This is a genomic window from Lentzea albidocapillata (genome assembly GCF_000719115.1).
Classification (GTDB): Bacteria; Actinomycetota; Actinomycetes; order Mycobacteriales; family Pseudonocardiaceae; genus Lentzea; species Lentzea albidocapillata.
The window spans coordinates 151,484-171,032 of the sequence record NZ_JOEA01000024.1 but is presented as its reverse complement, the minus strand read 5'-3'; the positions used below and the strand labels follow the sequence as shown (position 1 = coordinate 171,032).

Below are 19,549 nucleotides of genomic sequence, written 5' to 3'. Positions count from 1 at the left end.
CCCCCTTCAGTTGTCCCTGACTTCGAACCCGCGCGACGGCCGGTAGATCACGTGCACTGGACGCCCTGCCACCACTTCTGTCTCTGCTCTGCGAGGTTCCTGCACCGGAGCGGAGTAGGCGTTGGACCGCGACGGCACGAGTACCGCGTCGTCGACCCTGTCCCACTGCCGGTCGGTGACCGTGGGGCTGTCCACCACGCGCGACCGGGCGGCCGGCAACGCCGCCGGACCCGATCCCGAGGGCAACGCGCCCGCCCGCACCGACGAGGAGTCGCCACCGTTGACGATCTGGCCCGGCACGGAGTCGCGGTCGAGCCGCTGCGCCGTCGCCATGACCGGGTTGGACGCCTCCGGGCGCACCCGGCCGCGACCGCGCTGCGGCACCTCGTCGCCGCCGGTCTCGTTCTCCCGCACGGACTCCCAGAACTCGTCCTGTGGCGTCGGGCCCGTCTGCTTCCTGCGGCCCGCGAGCTTCGACCAGACGCCGCCGCTCATCGGCAGGACGTTGCTCGCCGAGCCGACGGACATCTCGACCATCTGCCACATGCGGCGCAACGGTTTGCCGATCACGAAGCACACGAGTGTCAGCATCAGGCCGAGCAACGTGCGGGTCAGCAACGACAGCCCGGTCGCGTTGAAGATCGCCTGCAGCAGCAACGCGTGCACACCCGCGAGGACCGCGAGGACCAGCACGTTGAAGATCGTCACGGCGGCCGCACGGGCGACCTTGCGCAGCAGGTCGTGGTGCAGCAACGCGACCAGGCCGATGAGCGGCCCGGCGAGCGTCAGGATGCGCAGCAGCAGCTGGGCCAGCAGCACGGCGGCCTTCGCGAACAGCTGGAACAGGGAGAACGCGATGGACTGCAGCAGCGCCAGGAAACCGGCGCCGGTGCGGCTGCCGTCGGCGCCGTCGAAGTAGCCCTTGGCGGTGCCGAGCTGGGCTTCCAGGGCCTTCCACTCGGCCTTCTTGGCGTCCAGGGCGGCCTGGTTGGCGTCCTTGCCCTCGGCGATCTCGGCCGTGGTCCACGCCTGCGCCTTGAGGATCCGCGGGCCGTACTCGGCGGCCTGCGGTGCTTCCGGCGTGCCGAACGCACCGCGCAGCCAGCTCTGGTAGACGACGGCGTCGTGCAGTTTCGTCGGTAGTACGTGGAGTGTGCCTTGTTCTTCGGGCGCCTCGATGAACCCCGCCTGTATCTCCGAGGTCTTGGAGACCAGCGTGTTGTCGAGGAGGTTGTAGAACTGTGGCAAGGCCAATGTGGACGTTGCCAGCCACATGGCCGCCAGCGCCCAGAGCCCGCGTTTGGAGATCGTGGCGAAGTCGCCGGTCCAGATCTGCCGGAACATCAGGATCGCGAGGAGCAGCGCCACCAGGCCGAACCAGCGCAGGTAGACGTTGTCGTAGACCTTCTGCACGCCGTTCTTCACGGCGTCGTCCAGCGGGACCAGCAGACCGCGGCCCATCACCGTGTAGTGCAACGCGTTCGTGGCACCGACGATGTTCTTGCCGATGCTGAAGAGCTCGTTGCCGGCCCACGTGTCGAGCGTGGCGTTGGCGTCCGGCAGGACGCCGCACTTGGGCTGGTAGTTGTGCCAGACCATGCCCGCGTAGCCGTAGTCGAGGTACGGCGAGCCGGGCAGGCCGTTGCCGACGGGCGGGTCGAGTGCGCCGACCATGCCGGCGCCGGGCCGTTCCGGGTTCGGTGCCTCGCCACAGGACTGGGCGTGCGCCATCGGGGCGCCGATGACCACCTGCAACGCCAGGATGGCCGCGACGAGGCCGACCGACCTGGTGCGTGCTGACGCGCGCAGCGCGAACCGCCGCCTTGCCCAGAGCAAGGCGGCGATCGCGAGCACGATCGTCAGCGCCGTCATGCGCCGCCGTCCCGGTGGCGGTTGGTGCCGTCACCGTGGCCCACCAGCTGGGCCTCTTCTTCCTCCGTCAGCCCTAGTTCCATGTCCGCCGCCAGTTCGTCGTCGATCTCGTCGGGCACGTAGGCGGGCGGCATCGGAGCCGCGTCGTGGTCGTCCGCCGGCACGAGTTCGCCGTTGCCGTTGTCGCGCTTGGCATCGGGGGTCGTGTCGAGGGCGTTGCGCAGGTGTTCCAGGTGCGGGCCGCTGAAGTCGATGCGGATCCGTTCCACACCACCGGCGCCGTCGCCGAAGATGAACTGCCGCGGCGCGCGGTCGCGTTCGGTCGCGTTGCGCTCGCCACCGGGGCGGCGGCCCAGCGAGGCGATGACCTGCTCGTACCCGGCGCCGATCGGCACCTTGAGCAGCCGCAGCGCGTCCGCCTGCGCCGAGTCGTCGTCGAGCCGGCCGACGAAGACCGAGTCGAGCAGCGTCACGAAGCCCTGGATCTTCAGGAAGTCGGCGGGGATCTGCGACGACAGCAGCACGCGGACGTTCCACTTGCGCGAGTCACGCGCGAAGCGGTTCATCAGCACGCGGCCGGTCGGGACCTCGGAGAGGAAGAACGCCTCGTCGATCCAGACGCCCTTGCGCTGGTCCTTCGGCTTCTCGTAGATCGAGCGCTGGGTGAGCCAGGCGGCGAGGTTCAGCATCTCGACGCCGAGCGACTCCGCGTCCGTCCAGTGCTCGCGGCCGACGCCGTCCTTGGGCAGGTTGAGGCCCGCCATGGTCAGGACGGTGAGTCGGTCGTCGCGCACCTCGTTGTACGGGTCGAGGTTCTCCTCGGGGATCAGCAACGACATGCGCTCGCGCATCTCGTCGAGGAAGTCCGCGACGACGACGGCGTGCTCGTGGTGCTCGGACGCGTCCCGGCGCAGCGCCTCGAAGACGAGACCGGGGTGGGCGTCGAAGCGGCCACCGACCGTGCGGACGGCACGCAGCAGCACGATGCGCGTCTGGGGCAGACGCGCGACCTCGAACGGCAGCAGGCCGCTCAGCACGTCCAGCACGAGGCGGCGGCGGGTGGCGGCCGCGAGGGCCTTCTCCCGGCGCCAGGCCCGTTCCGGGTCGTCCTCGTCGAGGAAGTGCTCGATCATCGGCTCGGCGACCACCCGGTACGGGTTGAGGATGCCGGGCTGGGCGTTGAGCAGGTTGATCGGACGCGCGTAGGGCCGCAGCTCCGGCAGTTCGCACAACGCGGACAGCGGGCCGGACGGGTCGAGCAACGTCCAGTGCGCGCCGGCCCGCAGGGTCTTGTAGACCATGCCGCCGCCGAGGAACGACTTACCGGCACCCAGGCCCGCGACCATCGCCGTCAGGCCCGAGGCGTCGCGGAGTTCCTGCGCCATCCACGGGTCCCACGCGACCGGGCGGCGGGTGGCCGTGACGGTCTCGCCGAGCAGGATGCCTCGGCGGTCGCCGACCTCGGCCGTGGCGGTGGGGACGGCGGACGCGGCCCACAGCACGCTGCCGCGCCGCAGATACGCGCCGCTGGACAGCGGTTCGCCCGGGATGAACTCGCGGGCGATCGCGTACTGGGCCTCGGGGTGCTCGATGGCGACCTTCGGCTTGTACAGCTCCAGCAACGACTGGGCGAGCCTGAGCGCCTCGCGCTCGGTCGGGCCGCTGACCGCGAGACGCCACCAGGACCTGACCCGGGTGCCGAGCGCGGTGAAGCCGGACGTCATCTCGTCGTCGATCTCCAGCACGCGGCCGGCCTGGCGGGCCAGCGACTGCGGCGGTTCCAGCTCGTGCTCGTCGGTGTAGTGCCGGACCTGCGAGCGGACCTTGCTCATCTGCCGCGACAGCTCACCCGAGACCTCTTCGGGCTTGCGCACGTAGATGCGGGCGGACCACTCGACCGAGGCCGGCAGCCGGTCGGCACGCTGCACCCACGGGTCGTCGACCTCGGGGATCTGCAGGCCGTGCATGAGGCCGACGGTCAGGACCGCGACGTGCCGCTTGATGCCCGCGTTCGAGCCGGTGCGGCCGCGCACCGTCACCGTCGGCGAGTAGGGCTCCTGGTGGAAGTCCGCGGCGTCGGTGAACGACGCCAGGTCCTCCGGTTCCCACGCGGCACCGGGCACGGCGGGCAGGTTGCGCGGCGCGGGCAGGCCCAGCGAGCACGACCTGTGCATCAGCCAGGACATCTCCTCGGCCGTCGCGGGACGGCCTTCGAGACCAGCGGACCCGATCACCTGGTCGAGGTGCTCGACCTCGGAGTCGAGCGCCACGAGTTCGGCGTCGACGGCGTCCGGGAAGACCTTGCGCAGCACGGGGGCCGCGCGTTCGACGGCGCGATCCATCATGTTGCGGGTCTGCACCTGAACGCCCAGGTAGACCTCTTTCTCCGCCATCGAGCGGCCCATGAGCTGCTGCTGCTCGCCGACCATGTAGTCGTCGAACGACAGCGTGCCGGGAGTGTCCGGCAGGCGCTTGACGGCGTTGTGCACATGCGCCTCGGCCCACATGCGGATCGGGTACGGCCGGGTGGTCACCCGGAGGTGCATCCAGCGGCCCTGCAGCTCGGCGTACTGCCCCGCGATGGCGGCGATCAGGTCCTGGCGCTGCGAGTCGCTACGGAACGACCAGCGCTGCGGCGCGAGCCGGTACCAGGCGTAGACCTCCTGGCCGGTGCGCAGCAGATGACCGTCGATGCTCCTGGCGGAGATCGACGGCGTGTAGCTCGGCACGGTCTGCTCGCCGGGCAGGCGGCGGCCACGCTTCGAATAGGCGGCCCGGTCGCGGTCGCGGGGGTCTGCCGCGGCGTGCTGGGCGATGTGCTGGGCGGAGCGACGGTCACGGTCTCGCCGGCGTCCGAACACCGCGAACCTCCTTCTTACGGCTGTCTGGCGTCCGGCGGGGCTGGGCCTGCTGTCTCGCCCGTAGTTGTTGTTTCTTGGTCAACTTGGGACGAGGCCGCTGCGGACTGACCCGGATCCGGGCGGCGCTGGCCGCCCCACCGGTGCTGGCCGTGCGCTCTCGAGGTGCGGTGAGCTCGCGGACCCACATCGACATGACGGCCGTGAGGGGCCGTTCATGGCTGATCCGCTGGGTGATGAACCGGGTGAGGAGGATCGTCGCGACGAGGGCCCACGCGGTCGAGAAGAACCCGAACCCGATGCCCATCTGCCGTTCGATCGTGAGTACGACGAGGAAAACGACGATCCCGACGCCCCACGCGACGTATCGCGCGCGCCAGGGAAATGTCGCCTTCGGCGGACCGAGCCAGACGGCGTCGACCCGGTAGACCTCGTCGTCGGTGCGGACCCGCACGGATCAGCCTCCGACGAACAAGCCGGCGAGCCACTTGCCGATGTTCGCTCCCGCGTCTGTCGTGACCGCGAGACCGATGATGGCCAGTGCGACGATCACGCCACCGAGGCGGCGCATGACACCCGCGTTGTCGCCCTTGCCTCCGCCGAGCCACAGCAGCAGGAGTGCGACCGTCAGCAGCAGCAGGGGGACGATGTTGCCCAGGATCCAGTCACGGACGTTGCTTGTGCCCGGCACCGTCGGCTGCTGCTGAGCGAGTGTCACCAGGTCCATGGCGATCATTAGGTACTCCAGAGTGCGCTCGGGCTTGCGCTACGAGTAGAACACGAGTTCGTCACGGCGTGTGGGGCTGTTGGTGCGGGGTGTAGATCATCTGGCCGTTCCCCCTGGGAGGAATTACGTCTAATCTGGCCGACACATCATCACTGAGGAGACGTCAGTGGGGAACACCGGGCCCAAGATTCTCTCCGTCGCTGACAAGGTTCACCCGACTGCGAACGCCCTGGTCACCCACAGTGCGTGCGGCCTAAACATGCGCACGGGTACACCCACGTGAACGCTCTGAACGGCCGGTTCGCGACCCCTTTGACCGACACTGCGGGGACGCGTCGAAGCGACGACTCCGAGGAGATTCGCCCATGCTCGAACCTGACCTCGTGCCGGACGGAAGTGTGGACGGAATCACAGCCTCCCCTAGTGCTCCAGGCGTGGACGAGCCTACCGGGCAGAGCACGCAATCCCGGCGCCGGGTCCAACGGACGATCAACTTCGACAGGTCGGTGCTGGAGCGCGCTCGTGCGGCCGCGACCTACCTCGCTTCGTACGAGCCCCAGGCCGGGGTGAGGTCGCTCGCCGACATCGTGAATCCCGCGGTGCTGGCCTACGTGACCGAGTTGGAGGAGCTCTACAACGACGGGGAGCCGTTCCGGCCGGTGCTGCGGATGCCCTCGGGGCGTCCCGCGAACCGGTGAAGCCCGGCGACCATGGGCCGCCGGGCTTCGTGAGGGGTTCGCCGGATTGCTAGGAGGCGCCGCTGATGCGCCAGAACACGCCGGTCGAGGCGTAGTCGGAGCCCACGGAGCCCTTGCCCCAGAAGTAGTCGTTGTAGTTGCCGAGCGCACCCGTCGAGGTGACGGGACCCATGGTCGCCCAGCGGACGGACGGGGGCTGGGTGTCGATGCTGGCCTGCGCCCACGCGTCGCGGACCTTCATCGGGTTGTTCCACCACAGGAACGGCGAGCGCCACATGTAGTGACCGAACTTGCCGCCGTGGTTGGCGGAGTTGTAGCTGATCGTCGTGAAGCTGTTGATCTGGTGCAGGCCGCGGAAGGCCTGGCCCCAGCGCTGCGCCCAGTTCTGGCCGCCGTTGCTGTTCTCGAGGATCAGGCAGGTGAACAGGCTCATCCACTCGACGTCGTTCTGACCCCAGCGCGCGTCGGTGTTCGCGAGCTTGCTGTCGGTGTGGTTGGAGCAGCCGGTGAAGTAGAAGCCGGTGCCGGAACCGTGGCCCTGCCAGTAGGTGAGGTCGACGTCGTCGGCCCAGTTGCTGTCCTGACCACCGGCGAACATCGGGTCCTTGAAGTCGCTCTCCCACGCGTTGCCGTCGAGCCAGCTGAAGTCGCGGGTGATGCCGTGGTTGCTCGCCTCGGTGTTGAACGTGCCGATGTTGGCCGCGGTGTTCGGCAGGCCGGAGCAGTTGCCGGTGCCCTCACTGCCGACCTGGGTACCGATCGCCTGGCTCCTGAACTGGGCGTCCGGGCGAGGCTCCTGGCCCGGTCCCGGCTGCGGCAGCTCGGCGCCGACCGCGGCGGGCAGGGTGATGGCCTGCGGTGCGCCACCGTCGTCGTTGCGGCCGGCGCAGCGGAACGAGGGCTCGATCTTGTCGACCTTGTCCTCCAGCGGCGGGGCCACGTAGACGTAGCTCACCTCGGGCTTCACCGAGGCGCCCAGGTACTTCTGGCACAGCTCGGCGCCGTACGCGAGGTCGTTCACCTTGACCGTGCCGGCCTTGTCGTAGGTGCGGGCGGCGTGGCTGACCGCCGTCACGCCCTGCGCGTCGAACGAGACGCGGATGTTCGCGCCTTCACCCTCCAACGGGAGGCCGTCGAGCTGGAACGTGTACGACACGCTTGTGTCGAGGTTCGCCGTGAGTGCGTTGCGCCCGTTGGCATCCGACAGTTCGAACGTCGTGTGCTGCGCGCTGGGCGTCGCGTTGCCCGGCAGCACACCCGCTGCCCTCAGGCCTTCCTGCGCGCGCTTGGCGGCCTCTTCGGCAGGGATGGTCTGGATGCGCTTGATCGCCTCGGTGTCAAGCGCGGTCTGCGTGGTGGCGTTGCCGTCCTCGTCCGGCCTGCCCTGTCCTTTGTCGACGGTCGGCAGGTACTGGTAGCGCTGCTCGTCCGCGAAGGCCACCACGCCGGACTCGGATCTCTGGACGTCCTTGAGGCCGAACGCCCGTTGCAGCCTCTGCGCCTGCTCCTGGTCGAGACCGGAGCTCGTCACCCCGTAGACGGGCAGCTCCGTGGCGTCGGCGGTCGCGACACCGACCGCTCCCGCGGTGACGAGACTGGACAGGGCCAGCACCACCGTCAGCTTGCGTTGCATTGTCTGTTCCCTCCCTCGGGGACGGCCGGCTGCAGGGGCCGGCCGTCTGACAGGAGGATCTGGGTTCGTTCGCGGTGATACCGAGAGTGGCCAGTTGCGGCGGGCGCACCACTCGAACGGCCGTAATTCTGTAACACCCTTGGGCAGTGGAAGATCTAGAGGCGGACAGTTGGGTACTTGATGCCCGCTCCGGTGTTCAGCACGACCACTTCGTCGTCCGCCTCGAGCCAGCCGTCCTCGCGCAGTGAACGGACGGCGCTGATCGTCGCGGCGCCTTCCGGGCACAGGAACACGCCTTCGAGCCGGGCGGTCTCGGCGCGGTCGGCCGCGATCTGCTCGTCGGTCACCGCCACCGCCGTGCCATCGGTCTCCCTGATGGCCTGGAGGATGATGAAGTCCCCCAACGGTTTCGGCACGTTGATGCCGAACGCGCTGGTGTACGCGTCGTGCCAGAAGGCCGATTCCGCCTCCCCCGCCTCGAACGCCCGGACGATCGGCGCGCAGCCGGTGGACTGCACCGCGACGAGCCGGGGCAGGTCGCCGGAGATCCAGCCGAGCTCGCGCATCTCCAGCAGTGCCTTGTGAATCCCGATCAGACCGACCCCGCCGCCGGTCGGGTAGACGATCACGTCGGGGACGCGCCAGCCGAGTTGCTCGACGATCTCGTAGCCCATCGTCTTCTTGCCTTCGATGCGGTAGGGCTCGCGGAGCGTGGAGGCGTCGAAGAGGTCGACGTCCGCGATGGCCTTGCCGGCGTCGGCGATGGTGCCCGGCACGATCCGCAGTTCGGCGCCGCTCGCCTCGACCTCCTCGCGGGTGATCAGCGGGGCGTCCTCGGGCATCGCGATGACACTGCGGATGCCGGCGCGGGCCGCGTACAGGGCCCAGGCCGCGCCCGCGTTGCCGTTGGTCGGCATCTTGATGCCCTCGATGCCCAGTTCCTTGGCCCTCGCCACGCCGACGGCCGCGCCACGGGCCTTGAACGAGCCGGTCGGGATGAGCGATTCGTCCTTCATGAGGACGTTCGCGTCCAGCGCCCGGCTCAGCGCGGGCAACGGCACGAGCGGCGTCATGCCCTCGCCGAGGCTGAACGCCGGGTCAGGGTCGCGGACCGGAAGGACGTCGCGGTAGCGCCACAGCGAGTTCTCGGTCGTCGGCCTTCGGACCTTCGTCAGGTCGTAGCGGGCGAGCAGCGGCGACGCGCACTCGTGGCAGAGGTTCTGGACGGCGTCGGCGTCGTGTTCGCGGCCGCAACGGGCACATTCCAGATGCGAGAGCATGACCTCATGCATACAGGCGGATGAGCCGGCATGTAAGCCGGATCCTGTTCATGGGACCGAGGTCCCAGTCGGCGGCCATCCATCTGGGCCTGCCGTTGCCGACAGGCTCTAGCGGCCTACCCGCGAGCATCGGACGGGCAGCCCTCGAACGCTCGCGCAGCACCTTCACTTGCGATCCGGTGCCCTCTTGGCCTTGCTCCGGGTGGGGTTTACCTAGCCGCCCCAGTCACCTGGGGCGCTGGTGGTCTCTTACACCACCGTTTCACCCTTACCGCGGCTTTCGCCGAGGCGGTCTGTTTTCTGTGGCACTGTCCCGAGGGTCGCCCCTGGTTGCCGTTAACAACCACCCTGCCCTGTGGAGTCCGGACTTTCCTCGACAGTCTCCTGCCGCGGCCGCCCTGCCGACTCATCCGCACTGACCAGGATATCCCAGCGGCTGGAACCGGTTGTCCACCGGTGCGGACGTTGGTTGACTTCGGCCATGACACGACGTCGCCACGTCGACTACGGCCGCGTGGCAGCAAGCCTGTGTTGCCTCCTCTGAGTGTGTTCTCCGTAGCCGCGAACTCAGGGAGTGCCCTGTCATGTCCGATCTGCTGATCATCTCCGGTGCGCCCTCCCACTCCGCGCCGACCGGTGTCGTCGTGTCGTTCGTGGAGGAACAACTGCGGGCCGCCGGGCACCGCGTGTCGTTGCTCGACGTGCGCTCCCTACCCACGTTGTCGCTGCTCACCGAGGACCTGCGGGATCCGGAGATCTCCGCCGCTGTGAGCGGAGTGCTGGCCGCGGACGGCCTCGTGGTCGCCTCGCCGGTGTACCGCGCGGCGTACAGCGGGCTGGTGAAGGCGTTGCTCGACCTGCTGCCGAAGAAGGCGTTGCGCGGGCGGGCGGTGCTGCCGCTGGCGACGGGCGGCAACCAGGGTTTCCTGGTGGCGATGGACTACGCGCTGCACCCGTTGCTCGCGGCCAAGGGCGCGGACCAGGTGGTACGCGGTGAGTTCGTGCTGGACCGGAACGTCGGGACGCCCGGCGCGGCGGCGGCCCTGGAGGCGGCGGCCGACCGGTTCACGACGGCGCTGACGCCCCGGTTGCGCAAGGTCGGCTGACACCGGCTCCTTCCTGGGACACTGCTCTGGGGAGGACCGATGGTGAAACCGCTCCACATCGCCTTGGCCGTGACAGTCGGCCCCCAGCGTCGAGGCACTGGCGGCCGGTGGCGCCGTCCTGGCCGTACTGACGATCTGCTGGTGGCGCGCCGCCGTTCCGCGCGCTGACCTCAGCCGAGGTGCGAGGTGTCGTTGACGAGCTTCACCGACGCGTGCCCGTCCGGGTAGAACTCGGCGATCGACACCCCGGTGAGGTCGAGGTGCATCCGGAACAGGAACTGCGGCCCGACGTCCAGCGCCTGGCGGAGCATCGTCTTGATCGGCGTGACGTGGCTGACCAGCACCAACGTCTTGCCGCCGTACCGCGCGATGATGTCCGTGCGCGCCTTGCGAACCCGCGCGTGCACCTCGTCGAAGCTCTCGCCGTCCGGTGGCTTCACGGACGTGTCGCCCAGCCACCTGCGGTGCACCTCGGGGTCCTGCTTGCTCGCCTCGGCGAACGTCAGCCCCTCCCACGTGCCGAAGTCGGTCTCGATGAGCCCCTGGTGGGTGACGACCTCGAGCCCGATCTTGTCCGCGAGCTTTCCCGCCGTCTGCTGCGCCCTTTGCAGCGGTGACGAAATGACGCCCGCGATGCCGTCCATTTTGGAGAGACGTGCCGCAGCCCTCTCCGCCTGCTCCAGCCCGAGCTCCGTCAGCGGGTGGTCGCCCCGCCCCGAGTAGCGCCGGTCGACCGACAGCCTCGTCTGCCCGTGCCGCAACAGGATCAGCCGCGTGGGCTCCCCCGCCGCGCCACTCCAGTGCGGCTGCTTGGCGCCTTCGGCCTGTGGGGGTTTCGCCTCGTCGTCCATGGCCTCGTTCGCGAGCCTGTCCGCCTGCCGGTTGCGCTCGCGCGGGATCCACTCGTACGTGATCTTCTGGAAGTCACGCGCCACCTCCTGCGCCTCCCGCGCGAGGGGCTGCATCGAGGGGTGCTTGATCTTCCAGCGCCCGGACATCTGCTCGACGACGAGCTTGGAGTCCATCCGCACGTCCACGGTCTCGGCGTTCAGCTCGCGCGCGGCCCTGAGCCCGGCGATGAGCCCCTGGTACTCGGCCACGTTGTTGGTGGCGACGCCGATGAACCCCTTGCGCTCGGCCAGCGTCTCGCCGCTGAACTTGTCGCGCACGACCGCGCCGTACCCGGCCGGACCGGGGTTGCCCCGCGAGCCGCCGTCAGCCTCGACGATCACCTTCACGGGCCGATCGTAGCCCCGCGTTCAGGTACCTCCGGACGCCCTGTATTCTGTTCACATCAGTCTGGGTGGCGGAATGGCAGACGCGCTAGCTTGAGGTGCTAGTGCCCGAAAGGGCGTGGGGGTTCAAGTCCCCCCTCGGACACCAGCTTTATCCCTACCAACGGCCCGGATGCTCGAAACGAGCATCCGGGCCGTTGCGTTGTAGACGATCTCCACGTTCAGCGCCTCGTGCAGTCTTTGCAGCTCGGCGGGGTCCGCCTGTCTGATTACCTTCTTCACGTCGCCGAGCGAATCAATCATGGCGTGGATCTCGGCGGCGCTTCGCCCGACGCGTTTCGGCACCCCGTTCAGCTCGGCTTGAGCAGCCGCGCGCTTCTCTTGCGCCTCGTTCATCGCCTCTACGAGTGCGGACGGGTCGATTCCCGCCGCGATAGCGTCCTGGAACCGGCGCAGCTTCGCTTCGCTTCCGCGTCGGTGAGACGTTCCTCGCGGCAGCATGGTCGGACGCGCCGGTCTCGCCGTTCGATTGACAGACCCCTTCTTCGCCTTGCTGCAGAACAACGTTCTCAACCGGCGCACCTGGCCCACCCGCGACGAACTCCGGACCGCGATCGTCACCTGGATCGAACGCACCTGCCACCGCCGCAGACGCCAAACCGCCCTCGGCCGGTTGACCCCCATCAATACGAAGCAATCATGACCACGCCAGCCAGCCAGGCTGCGTGACTACCACTGTCACCTAACGGTGCAGCAGACCCAACTGCAAGACCGGCCGAGGCCTCACCGAGTAGGGGCCCGTCAACTGGCGAGCAGCTACTGCCTGGTCGAGGACACGCCTGGCCACGTCGACTCCACGCACAAGGTCTACGCGCAGTCCAACGTGACCTCGACATACGCGGTCAGCTTCGGCAACGAGTGGGCCGGTGGCGGGCTGTTCCAGGTCACGCCCGCGTGACCTGCCGGTAGTCCGATGTCACGTCGTCTCTCCCCTCGTGGCCGGAACGGGCGGTGCCCAGCGGAGCCTGGCACCGCCCGTTCCGGCCACGCGATCAGCCGATCGGCAGCTTCGGATGCCGGTCCGCCAGCGCTTTCAGCTGCTCGGCTAGCGATCCGCCGCGCTGGTCCGCCCTGGAGGGTTGTGCGTCGGCCGGTACGTCCGGTCGCGGCGCGCCCGCGCAGGTGGACTGCTTGGACGGGAGAACGCCGCGGAGGAGGTAGTCGTCGACCCGCTTGGTGACGCAGGCGTTGCCGATGTAGAGGCCGTGGCTGCCGTCGTCGACCGCGGTGATCAGGTGGTCGCGGAGCTTGCGCGCCATGGCGGGCCCGCCCTCGTACTTCGTCGCCGGGTCGAACTCGGCCTGCAGCACCAGCCCCGGTGGATAGCCCCGGCGCTGGAGGTCGACGGGGCGTTCCGTCGGCGTGAAGCTCCGGAACGTGCACGGGGTGGGAGCCGCGGACATCGCTCCTTCACCGTAGGGGTACTTCTCGCGGAAGATCCGCATCTGCCGGTAGTACTCGTTGACGTCTGCGGGCCAGTCCCGCTCGCACGTCACGGCTTCCCACACACCGATCGCGGTCTTCGGTTCGGCCGGGACCATGATTTTGAGCGCGGCGGCGGTGTCCGGCGAGAGAGCGCCGGTCTGCAACGCCTCCTGGAACTGGATGAGGAGCCGGGCGAGGACGTCCCAGTTCGGCCGGCCTGGGGCGTCCATGCCGACGATCAGGTCCAGCACGTCGCCGTCGACCGCGGGAATGTCCGGTGGACCGCCATTCCAGGGCACCGGTGTGCGCTCCAGCTCTGCGCGCAGCTTTTCCAGCGCTGTGTGGACTTCGGTCGCCGTCCTGCCGAGGTGGTAGGCGTTGTCGCGCTGCGCGACCCAGGCGAGCCAGGCGTCGACGCTGGCCTTGATCGCGATCGCCTGCGACTTGGACGCCTCGTAGTAGGACCAGTCGGGGTGCATGGAGGAGTCCAGCACGCTTCGGTTGAGCTTACTCGGAAAGAGGCTTCCGTAGACGGCACCGAGGTAGGTGCCGTACGAGGCGCCGTAGTAGTTGATCTTCCGTTCGCCCATGGCGGCGCGGATGACGTCCATGTCCCGCGCGGTGTTCGCGGTGGTGACGTGCTTGCGCAACTCACCGCCCGCGCGCTGACACATCTCTTCCTGCTGTCGTGCCTGTTCGGCGATGACGGCCAGTTGCGCGTCGGTCGGCCGGGTCGGCCGGTCCGGCGCCTGGTCGGGGACCTCGCACCGCAACTCGTCCTTGTTGAACCGCGTGCCCCTGGGACCGAAGCCGATGACGTCGAAGCTCTCCGCGGCGGCGGACAGCCTGGCGAAACCCTTGGGGAAGAACAGCCCCGTGATGCCGGGACCGCCGGGATTCGTCAGCAGCGCGCCCTGTCGTTTCGCCGGATCCTTGGCCCTGACCCTGGTCACGATGATCTCAAGCGTGCGACCGCCCGGACCGCGATAGTCCATCGGCACCATGACCGTGCCGCAGTCCATTCCGGACCACTGTTGCTTCCAGAAGTCGGCCGGGACTCCCGGTGGCACCGGCTGGTCGCACGCCGCCCACGTGATCCGCTGACTGTAGAACCGGTTCAGGCCAGCACCTGTTTGCTCGCCCTGCGCCACGGGCGTGGTCAGGCTGAGCAGGGTCCCCGCGGCCATCACTGTACTCAGCACCCTGATGGACCGATGTCGTTTCCGCATGGCTGGTTCTCCGTATCGGTTGATCTTGTGCGGACCGTCCTTTCCGTGGCTCAGCAGCGGCCTTCCGCGTTCACTCGGCGGAAGGACGTGATGATGTCGTGGGTGAAGTCCATGTGGCCGAAGGAGTTGGAACCGTACGAACCCAGAAGGCCTCGGTAACGGCTGTGGTCGTACACGCAGACCCTCTTGTCCATCCGGTTCCAGTGCGACGTGGACTTGTCGTTCATGTCGGGGCCGACATTCGGCACGTCGTGGGGGGATGAGAAGAACCTGCCCTTGTAACCCGCGTGCTCCCACAGGCAGAAGTGGCCTTCAGGACACTGCTCCGGTCCGGCCACGGCCGGACTGACGGCACTGAGCGACAGACCGAGAGCGGCGACGAGCGTGACCACGCCGGTCACCCTGGCGACGTTGCGGAACATGGAGGAAACCCCGTTCGGTAGGAATGCGACGGCGAGAGGCAGCTCTGGCCTGATGTCCGCAGGTCTACTCGAACGGGTGTTTCCAGAGGCTCTCCACCAGTGGAGACGTTCTGGAAACCCTGGGGTGCGCATACTCGCCGCATGAGGGTTTTGGTGGCCGAGGACGAGGTTGCGCTCGCCGAGCTCGTGGCGGCGGGCCTGCGCAGGCAGGCCATGGCAGTGGATGTCGTCCACGACGGGATCACCGCGCAGGAACAGCTCGCGATACACGACTACGACGTGGTCATCCTCGATCGCGACCTACCGGGAAAACACGGTGACGTCGTGTGCGCCGAGCTCGCCGCGCAGGGCAGCCGCACCAAGGTGCTCATGCTCACCGCCGCTGGGGCAATGGAGGACAAAGTGGACGGTCTGCGGCTGGGCGCCGACGACTACCTCGCCAAACCGTTCGAGTACCCCGAACTGGTGGCGCGGGTGCACGCCCTGGCGCGGCGCAACCAGCCCGCGCTTCCGCCGGTGCTCGAACGCAAGGGTGTGCGCATGGACGTCGCGCACCACGACGTCAGCCGCGAAGGCAGGCGGGTGGAGCTGACTCCCAAGGAGTTCGCGGTGCTGGCGGTGCTGATGCGCGCCCAGGGCGCGGTGGTCAGCACCGAACGGCTGCTCGAGCTCGCCTGGGACGAGCACACCGACCTGTTCACCAACGCCGTCCGGGTGGCCATGTCCAAGCTGCGAGCCAAGCTCGGTGATCCCACCGTGATCGAGACGGTGCCCGGTGCCGGCTACCGCATCTAGGCCGCCGCGGTTCACCGTCCGAGTCAAGCTGACGGCGCTCTACGGCGGTTTGTTCGCCGGCGGCGGCGCGCTCCTGCTCACCGTGATCTACCTGCTGATGCGCAGCCAGTACCCGTTCCTGGTGGAGCAGGCTTCGCACACGCCGTCGGTCGGGAGCACGTCTGCGGAGCGACTGCCGCACGGGGTGACGCGTGGTTCGGCGACGGCGGCCGAGGCCGACGCCAAGGTTCAGCAGGTGGCCGAGACCATCCAGGCCATGACGCTGGACACGCTGCTCATCGTCTCCGCCCTCTCGTTGTGCGGCGTGGCGCTCATCTCCGTGGCCGCGGGCTGGTGGCTGTCGGGCCGCGTGTTGCGTCCTCTGCACACGATCATCGCGACCGCGCGGCGACTCTCCTCGTCCAACCTGCACCAGCGGCTGGCGCTGCAGGGGCCGCGCGACGAGCTCACGGAACTGGCCGAGACCTTCGACGACATGCTCGACCGCCTCGAGTCGGCGTTCGACAGCCAACGGCGGTTCGTCGCCAACGCCTCCCACGAGCTGCGCACCCCACTGGCCGTTCAGCGGGCCGCGGTGCAGATCGGACTGGCCGACAACCCCACACCGGCGGAAGCCGCGCGGATACGGGAACAGTTGCTGACCGCCAACCGGCAGATCGAGCGCCTCATCGACGGACTCCTCGTGCTGGCCCGCAGCGACCGCGGCCTGGATCGACGGGAACCCGTCGAGCTGCACGTGGTGGTCGCCGAGGTCCTGGAACAACATCGTGCCGAGGCGGCGCGACAGCAGGTCGAGATGCACGCGGACCTTTCCGGCACCACCGTGCTCGGCGATCGGGATCTCCTCTTCCAACTGGTGACCAACCTCGCGACGAACGCGGTCAGGCACAACGTTTCCGGTGGCACGGTGTGGATCAACACGAACTCGCCCGGCGTGCTCACCGTGTCCAACACAGGCTTACCGGTGCCGGCAGCGAGCATCCCTCAGCTGTTCGAGCCCTTCCGCCGCGGCGACGTCCGCGACGCCGCGGTCAAGGGCAGTGGGCTCGGATTGTCCATTGTGGAGTCGATCGCGCGGGCGCACGACGCGTCCGTCGACGCACGGTCGCGCGACGAGGGCGGACTTCGCATTGTCGTCACGATTCCGACCCAAGCGAAATGCCCGCCGTGAGCGGACATGTGCATTCCGCCGCGGAAATGGTTGATCAGTTGATCGATGGTCATTCGATTGCTTCCGATCTGAATTTCCCCCTCGCGGATCGCTATGTGATCGCGGTGCTGAAGCTGCCCAACGGCAGTCTGGAGAGTTTTCCGTGCTCGGATGTGTTGCTCACGTGCCGCGACGGCGTCGTGGTCGCATTACTGGCTGACGTCGATCCGGAGTCGACCAGATCGGCGCTCGGGAGGCTGAGTGCGCGTCTGCCGAACGAGGGGTGGGTCGCGGTGGCGCACCGGCCCGTCGCCGAGATCGCCGAGGGCTACCGGGAAGCGGTGGACACGGCTCGGTTGCTGGCCGCCGGCCGCAGACCCGGTGGCACCTACCGGATGACGGATATGCTGGTGGAGTACGCGGCGACCCGCGACCGTGCCGTGGCCGACCAGCTGGCTGCGATGATCGCGCCACTGCGCGGGTATCCACTGCTGTGGGCCACGCTCACGGCGTGGATCGACACCGACCGCAACCGCAACCAGGCGGCGAAGCAGCTGTTCGTGCACCGCAACACGCTGAACTACCGGCTGGGTCGCGTCACCGAGATCACCGGTGTGGACCCGACAACGGGCCGGGGTCTGCAGCAGCTCGCCATCGCCATGATCGCGGAGTCGATTCGCGGCAGCTGATTCGTCAAAGTGCGCATGGATCCTTCGTTGCCCTCAGCCCTACCTTCGGTCCAGCCCTGCAAGACCGGACGAAAGGTCTTCACGAAGTGACGTTGAAGCGAAAACTCGCGGCGGTGACCGCCACCAGCGCGGTACTGCTCGGCATGGTTCCGGCCGGAATCGCTCACGCGGCCCAGAACTGCGATTACTCGGTCACCACGACGAGATACAGCTGCAACGGCCCCGACAGCGTGCGCGGCGGTAGCGACGTGATCGGCGCCCGGATCTTCACCGGTCAGGACTACACCGGTGACCGGCTGACGGTCTGGGTGCCGAGGCCGTGCCCGAAGAACGACAAGGTCGACCACTTCGTGGCGCTCAACGACAGCCCGTGGCGCAACCAGGTCGGCTCGGCACAGGCGTGGTCGTCCTGCTGGGTGTGGCTCTATCCGTCCGACGGCTCCCGCCACGGCCCGTTCAGGAACAACCACCCCGACCTCGCCTTCGCCGGCGACCGCACCGTCACCGTGGGTCTGAGCTGAGGAGCCGGAACATGTCGAACAGGACCAGAGTTCTGACCGCGCTGGCGCTGGCGCTCGCGGCGACCTTCGCCGCCGTTCCCGCGGCCAACGCCACGCACCAGGGTTCCCCGACCACGCAGCAACTGGTCGAGCACTGCGTCTGGGCGAACTCCTGCAAGTTCAAGCCAAGCGGCGGCATGCAGATCTTCAACGGGCCCCGCCAGTTCGCGGGAAGCTCGACGAACTGCACTGACTTCAACCAGACCAGAGTCATCCGCTACGAGGCGACCACGGGCACGAAGAACACGTTCGGCGTCGAGATCTCCGGCGGCGTGAAGCTGGGGCAGATCTACGAGGCGTCGATCAAGGCGAGCTTCCAGCGCGAGTGGTCCTGGTCGGAGACCCAGGCGGACGAGATCCGCCAGGAAGTGGGACCGAGGTCCCGGGTGGACATCTACGTCTCCAAGCAACAGGCCCGCGTGGCGGGCACCTGGGAGATGCAGTTCGAGGATCGCTGGTACGGCCACTACTACTGGTACGTGGACGGCCAGGTCGAGGGCCAGACCAGGGGCCAGCCGTGGGACATGCAGGCTGAGCAACGCGGTGCGAACTGCTGATTCCCACTGTTCCGAGGGCTCCGGCGCCCCGCCGCCGGAGCCCTCCCTCACCGTCGCGAGGCAGCTGTGATGATCAGGTTTCTCGTGTGCTCGGTGGCGATGTTCGTGCTGGGCACGGGCACGGCCGTCGCGCACGTGACAGCGCACACCCCGGACAGTCCGCCGGAAAAGGGCGGGTACGGCACTGTCGTGCTTCGGGTGCCCAACGAGGAAACCGTTGCCACCACTCGAATCGAAGTCACGATCCCACCGGCACACGGCATCACCACGGCGCGCACGCGTCCGCTGACAGGCTGGATCCCCACGGTCCGCCGCGGTCCGGGCGGCGTGGTCACCGCAGTCGAGTGGACCGCGCGTCCCGGCAGCGAACTGGCCGGTGGCGACGCACACTACGAGGACTTCGGCCTCACGATGGGCCCACTCCCGTCGGACGTGGACACGCTCGTGCTGCCCACCACGCAGTTCCTCGCCAACGGCGGCACCGTGGCCTGGAACGACCAGCCGGACCGCCCAGCTCCTGTCGTGACACTGACCGAGCCGTCCGGCGCAGGACACCACGGCGAACGCGCCGCGTCCGCCGCGAACGTGCCGTGGATCGCCGTGGCAAGCCTGGTGGGCCTCAGCGTGGTACTGGCCGTCGGAGGCGTTCTGTTGTTTCGCCGCAGGGAGATCTCGTGATCCGTGTGCTACTCCTCGCGACCGCGCTGCTCCTCTGCTCGGTGCCGTCCGCCTCGGCCGAGCCCGCTCTGCGGGACGCCAGCCCTCACGCGGAGTCGCGGATCTCCGTTGCACCGCAACGCGTTCGCTTGACTTTCGACCGGCCGGTGGCCGGGGCGGGGCCGTACTCGATCACCGTGACAGGTGGTGGCGAGGTGTGGAGCGAACCGATGATCGGCGTGGACGACACCGTGGTGACCGTGCCGCTGCGCTTGCTGCCGTCCACCGGCGAGTACCTGGTCAGCTATCGGGTGACGCCGCCTGACGGGACCGTGCTGGCCGGTCGGTACCGGTTCTTCCTCGGAGGGTCCGCGCCCACGCCCTGGTGGGTGTGGATGGTGGTGACACTCGGCGGAGTGGCCATGCTGGTCGTGGCGTTCCGCCTCGCTCGCCACCCGCGGTGAGTGCTGGCGTCGCTGCGACGTGCCGGTCCGCCGCCGGAGTCCTCCGCCGGAAACCGGACGGCGACTGCCACTTCACCGTTCCGCGACGAGCCGTGCGTGGGCTGCGAGCACAGCACGTGCCCGCAGCGCCAC

The 19,549-nt window shown here is 68.5% G+C and carries 20 protein-coding genes, 1 tRNA gene, 1 other RNA gene and 1 pseudogene; 12 read left to right on the top strand and 11 right to left on the bottom strand.

Annotated features, from left to right (window positions below; translation table 11 throughout):
* Positions 1-6: 6 nt before the first annotated feature.
* The 4 genes from IG04_RS0134845 to IG04_RS0134830 are packed head-to-tail and all read right to left on the bottom strand — an operon-like array spanning position 7 to position 5,466.
* The gene (locus IG04_RS0134845) at positions 7-1,872 is read right to left on the bottom strand and encodes a hypothetical protein (RefSeq protein ID WP_030481001.1); all 1,866 of its coding nucleotides are present in this window, start codon (positions 1,870-1,872) and stop codon (positions 7-9) included.
* On the bottom strand, positions 1,869-4,733 hold the full coding sequence (locus tag IG04_RS0134840) for an ATP-binding protein (RefSeq protein ID WP_030481000.1): 2,865 nt from the start codon (positions 4,731-4,733) through the stop codon (positions 1,869-1,871). Before IG04_RS0134840 ends, IG04_RS0134845 begins: the two co-directional genes overlap by 4 nt.
* Positions 4,708-5,184, bottom strand: a complete 477-nt coding sequence (locus IG04_RS0134835; RefSeq protein WP_030480999.1) for a hypothetical protein — start codon at positions 5,182-5,184, stop codon at positions 4,708-4,710. Before IG04_RS0134835 ends, IG04_RS0134840 begins: the two co-directional genes overlap by 26 nt.
* Before the next feature lie 3 nt (positions 5,185-5,187).
* A complete protein-coding gene (locus IG04_RS0134830) occupies positions 5,188-5,466 on the bottom strand; it encodes a hypothetical protein (protein WP_030480998.1) in 279 nt (92 codons plus the stop codon).
* 425 nt (positions 5,467-5,891) lie between these two features.
* On the opposite strand from IG04_RS0134830, the gene IG04_RS0134825 reads away from it, so the two are divergent.
* Positions 5,892-6,155, top strand: a complete 264-nt coding sequence (locus tag IG04_RS0134825) for a ParB family protein (RefSeq protein ID WP_245816647.1) — start codon at positions 5,892-5,894, stop codon at positions 6,153-6,155.
* Positions 6,156-6,204: 49 nt separating this feature from the next.
* On the opposite strand, the gene IG04_RS0134820 is transcribed toward IG04_RS0134825, so the two are convergent.
* From IG04_RS0134820 to rnpB, 3 genes are all read right to left on the bottom strand, one after another.
* Complete coding sequence (locus tag IG04_RS0134820; RefSeq protein WP_030480996.1) at positions 6,205-7,788, bottom strand: DUF6345 domain-containing protein; 1,584 nt, start codon at positions 7,786-7,788, stop codon at positions 6,205-6,207.
* 155 nt (positions 7,789-7,943) lie between these two features.
* The gene (locus IG04_RS0134815; RefSeq protein ID WP_245816648.1) at positions 7,944-9,068 is read right to left on the bottom strand and encodes a threonine synthase; all 1,125 of its coding nucleotides are present in this window, start codon (positions 9,066-9,068) and stop codon (positions 7,944-7,946) included.
* A gap of 17 nt (positions 9,069-9,085) precedes the next feature.
* Positions 9,086-9,477: RNase P RNA component class A (gene rnpB, locus IG04_RS44510), an RNA gene on the bottom strand.
* 175 nt (positions 9,478-9,652) lie between these two features.
* Here rnpB and IG04_RS0134810 point away from each other — a divergent pair.
* On the top strand, positions 9,653-10,174 hold the full coding sequence (locus tag IG04_RS0134810) for an NAD(P)H-dependent oxidoreductase (RefSeq protein ID WP_030480994.1): 522 nt from the start codon (positions 9,653-9,655) through the stop codon (positions 10,172-10,174).
* 170 nt (positions 10,175-10,344) lie between these two features.
* Here IG04_RS0134810 and IG04_RS0134805 read toward each other — a convergent pair whose 3' ends face one another.
* Positions 10,345-11,406, bottom strand: a complete 1,062-nt coding sequence (locus IG04_RS0134805; protein WP_030480993.1) for a bifunctional RNase H/acid phosphatase — start codon at positions 11,404-11,406, stop codon at positions 10,345-10,347.
* Between the two features lie 65 nt (positions 11,407-11,471).
* Between IG04_RS0134805 and IG04_RS0134800 the strand changes: the two genes are divergently transcribed.
* Positions 11,472-11,557, top strand: a tRNA-Leu gene (locus IG04_RS0134800).
* Here the strand turns inward: IG04_RS0134800 and IG04_RS45860 are convergent.
* Positions 11,536-11,910, bottom strand: a complete 375-nt coding sequence (locus tag IG04_RS45860) for a hypothetical protein (protein ID WP_030480992.1) — start codon at positions 11,908-11,910, stop codon at positions 11,536-11,538. The genes IG04_RS0134800 and IG04_RS45860 overlap by 22 nt on opposite strands.
* 34 nt (positions 11,911-11,944) lie before the next feature.
* On the opposite strand from IG04_RS45860, the pseudogene IG04_RS48410 reads away from it, so the two are divergent.
* Positions 11,945-12,138 (top strand): annotated as a pseudogene (locus IG04_RS48410) (IS3 family transposase); the annotation flags it as partial.
* Between the two features lie 19 nt (positions 12,139-12,157).
* Positions 12,158-12,367 (top strand): hypothetical protein, encoded by a 210-nt coding sequence (locus IG04_RS0134785; protein ID WP_030480990.1) that lies wholly within the window; start codon positions 12,158-12,160, stop codon positions 12,365-12,367.
* Positions 12,368-12,461: 94 nt separating this feature from the next.
* On the opposite strand, the gene IG04_RS0134780 is transcribed toward IG04_RS0134785, so the two are convergent.
* Positions 12,462-14,081 carry an alpha/beta hydrolase gene (locus IG04_RS0134780; RefSeq protein WP_159460509.1) on the bottom strand — a complete coding sequence of 540 codons (1,620 nt, stop codon included), beginning with the start codon at positions 14,079-14,081 and terminating at the stop codon, positions 12,462-12,464.
* A gap of 92 nt (positions 14,082-14,173) precedes the next feature.
* Positions 14,174-14,545: a peptidase inhibitor family I36 protein gene (locus IG04_RS43235; protein WP_051771290.1), complete on the bottom strand. Its 372-nt coding sequence runs from the start codon at positions 14,543-14,545 to the stop codon at positions 14,174-14,176.
* 141 nt (positions 14,546-14,686) lie between these two features.
* On the opposite strand from IG04_RS43235, the gene IG04_RS0134770 reads away from it, so the two are divergent.
* From IG04_RS0134770 to IG04_RS44505, 7 genes are all read left to right on the top strand, one after another.
* Positions 14,687-15,340: a response regulator transcription factor gene (locus tag IG04_RS0134770; protein ID WP_030480987.1), complete on the top strand. Its 654-nt coding sequence runs from the start codon at positions 14,687-14,689 to the stop codon at positions 15,338-15,340.
* The gene (locus IG04_RS0134765) at positions 15,321-16,511 is read left to right on the top strand and encodes a sensor histidine kinase (RefSeq protein WP_030480986.1); all 1,191 of its coding nucleotides are present in this window, start codon (positions 15,321-15,323) and stop codon (positions 16,509-16,511) included. The genes IG04_RS0134770 and IG04_RS0134765 overlap by 20 nt, the downstream gene beginning before the upstream one ends.
* Positions 16,499-17,179 (top strand): PucR family transcriptional regulator, encoded by a 681-nt coding sequence (locus tag IG04_RS0134760; RefSeq protein ID WP_084402056.1) that lies wholly within the window; start codon positions 16,499-16,501, stop codon positions 17,177-17,179. Before IG04_RS0134765 ends, IG04_RS0134760 begins: the two co-directional genes overlap by 13 nt.
* Positions 17,180-17,265: 86 nt before the next feature.
* Positions 17,266-17,700 (top strand): hypothetical protein, encoded by a 435-nt coding sequence (locus IG04_RS0134755; RefSeq protein ID WP_051771286.1) that lies wholly within the window; start codon positions 17,266-17,268, stop codon positions 17,698-17,700.
* Positions 17,701-17,711: 11 nt separating this feature from the next.
* Positions 17,712-18,296 carry a hypothetical protein gene (locus IG04_RS0134750; RefSeq protein WP_051771284.1) on the top strand — a complete coding sequence of 195 codons (585 nt, stop codon included), beginning with the start codon at positions 17,712-17,714 and terminating at the stop codon, positions 18,294-18,296.
* A 69-nt stretch (positions 18,297-18,365) separates the two neighbouring features.
* Complete coding sequence (locus IG04_RS0134745) at positions 18,366-18,974, top strand: YcnI family protein (RefSeq protein WP_030480982.1); 609 nt, start codon at positions 18,366-18,368, stop codon at positions 18,972-18,974.
* Entirely contained in the window at positions 18,971-19,417 is a 447-nt protein-coding gene (locus tag IG04_RS44505) for a copper resistance CopC family protein (protein WP_051771280.1), read from the top strand. The genes IG04_RS0134745 and IG04_RS44505 overlap by 4 nt, the downstream gene beginning before the upstream one ends.
* The last annotated feature ends 132 nt before the right edge of the window (positions 19,418-19,549 follow it).

Bases quoted from the DNA above. Each gene is read 5' to 3' on its own strand.
- IG04_RS43235 (WP_051771290.1), bottom strand. From the start codon at position 14,545: ATGTTCCGCAACGTCGCCAGGGTGACCGGCGTGGTCACGCTCGTCGCC.
- IG04_RS0134780 (WP_159460509.1), bottom strand. From the start codon at position 14,081: ATGGCCGCGGGGACCCTGCTCAGCCTGACCACGCCCGTGGCGCAGGGC.
- IG04_RS0134745 (WP_030480982.1), top strand. From the start codon at position 18,366: ATGATCAGGTTTCTCGTGTGCTCGGTGGCGATGTTCGTGCTGGGCACG.
- IG04_RS0134760 (WP_084402056.1), top strand. From the start codon at position 16,499: ATGCCCGCCGTGAGCGGACATGTGCATTCCGCCGCGGAAATGGTTGAT.
- IG04_RS45860 (WP_030480992.1), bottom strand. From the start codon at position 11,910: ATGCTGCCGCGAGGAACGTCTCACCGACGCGGAAGCGAAGCGAAGCTG.
- IG04_RS0134830 (WP_030480998.1), bottom strand. From the start codon at position 5,466: ATGATCGCCATGGACCTGGTGACACTCGCTCAGCAGCAGCCGACGGTG.
- IG04_RS0134820 (WP_030480996.1), bottom strand. From the start codon at position 7,788: ATGCAACGCAAGCTGACGGTGGTGCTGGCCCTGTCCAGTCTCGTCACC.
- IG04_RS0134810 (WP_030480994.1), top strand. From the start codon at position 9,653: ATGTCCGATCTGCTGATCATCTCCGGTGCGCCCTCCCACTCCGCGCCG.
- IG04_RS0134750 (WP_051771284.1), top strand. From the start codon at position 17,712: ATGTCGAACAGGACCAGAGTTCTGACCGCGCTGGCGCTGGCGCTCGCG.
- IG04_RS0134815 (WP_245816648.1), bottom strand. From the start codon at position 9,068: ATGCTCTCGCATCTGGAATGTGCCCGTTGCGGCCGCGAACACGACGCC.
- IG04_RS0134845 (WP_030481001.1), bottom strand. From the start codon at position 1,872: ATGACGGCGCTGACGATCGTGCTCGCGATCGCCGCCTTGCTCTGGGCA.
- IG04_RS0134770 (WP_030480987.1), top strand. From the start codon at position 14,687: ATGAGGGTTTTGGTGGCCGAGGACGAGGTTGCGCTCGCCGAGCTCGTG.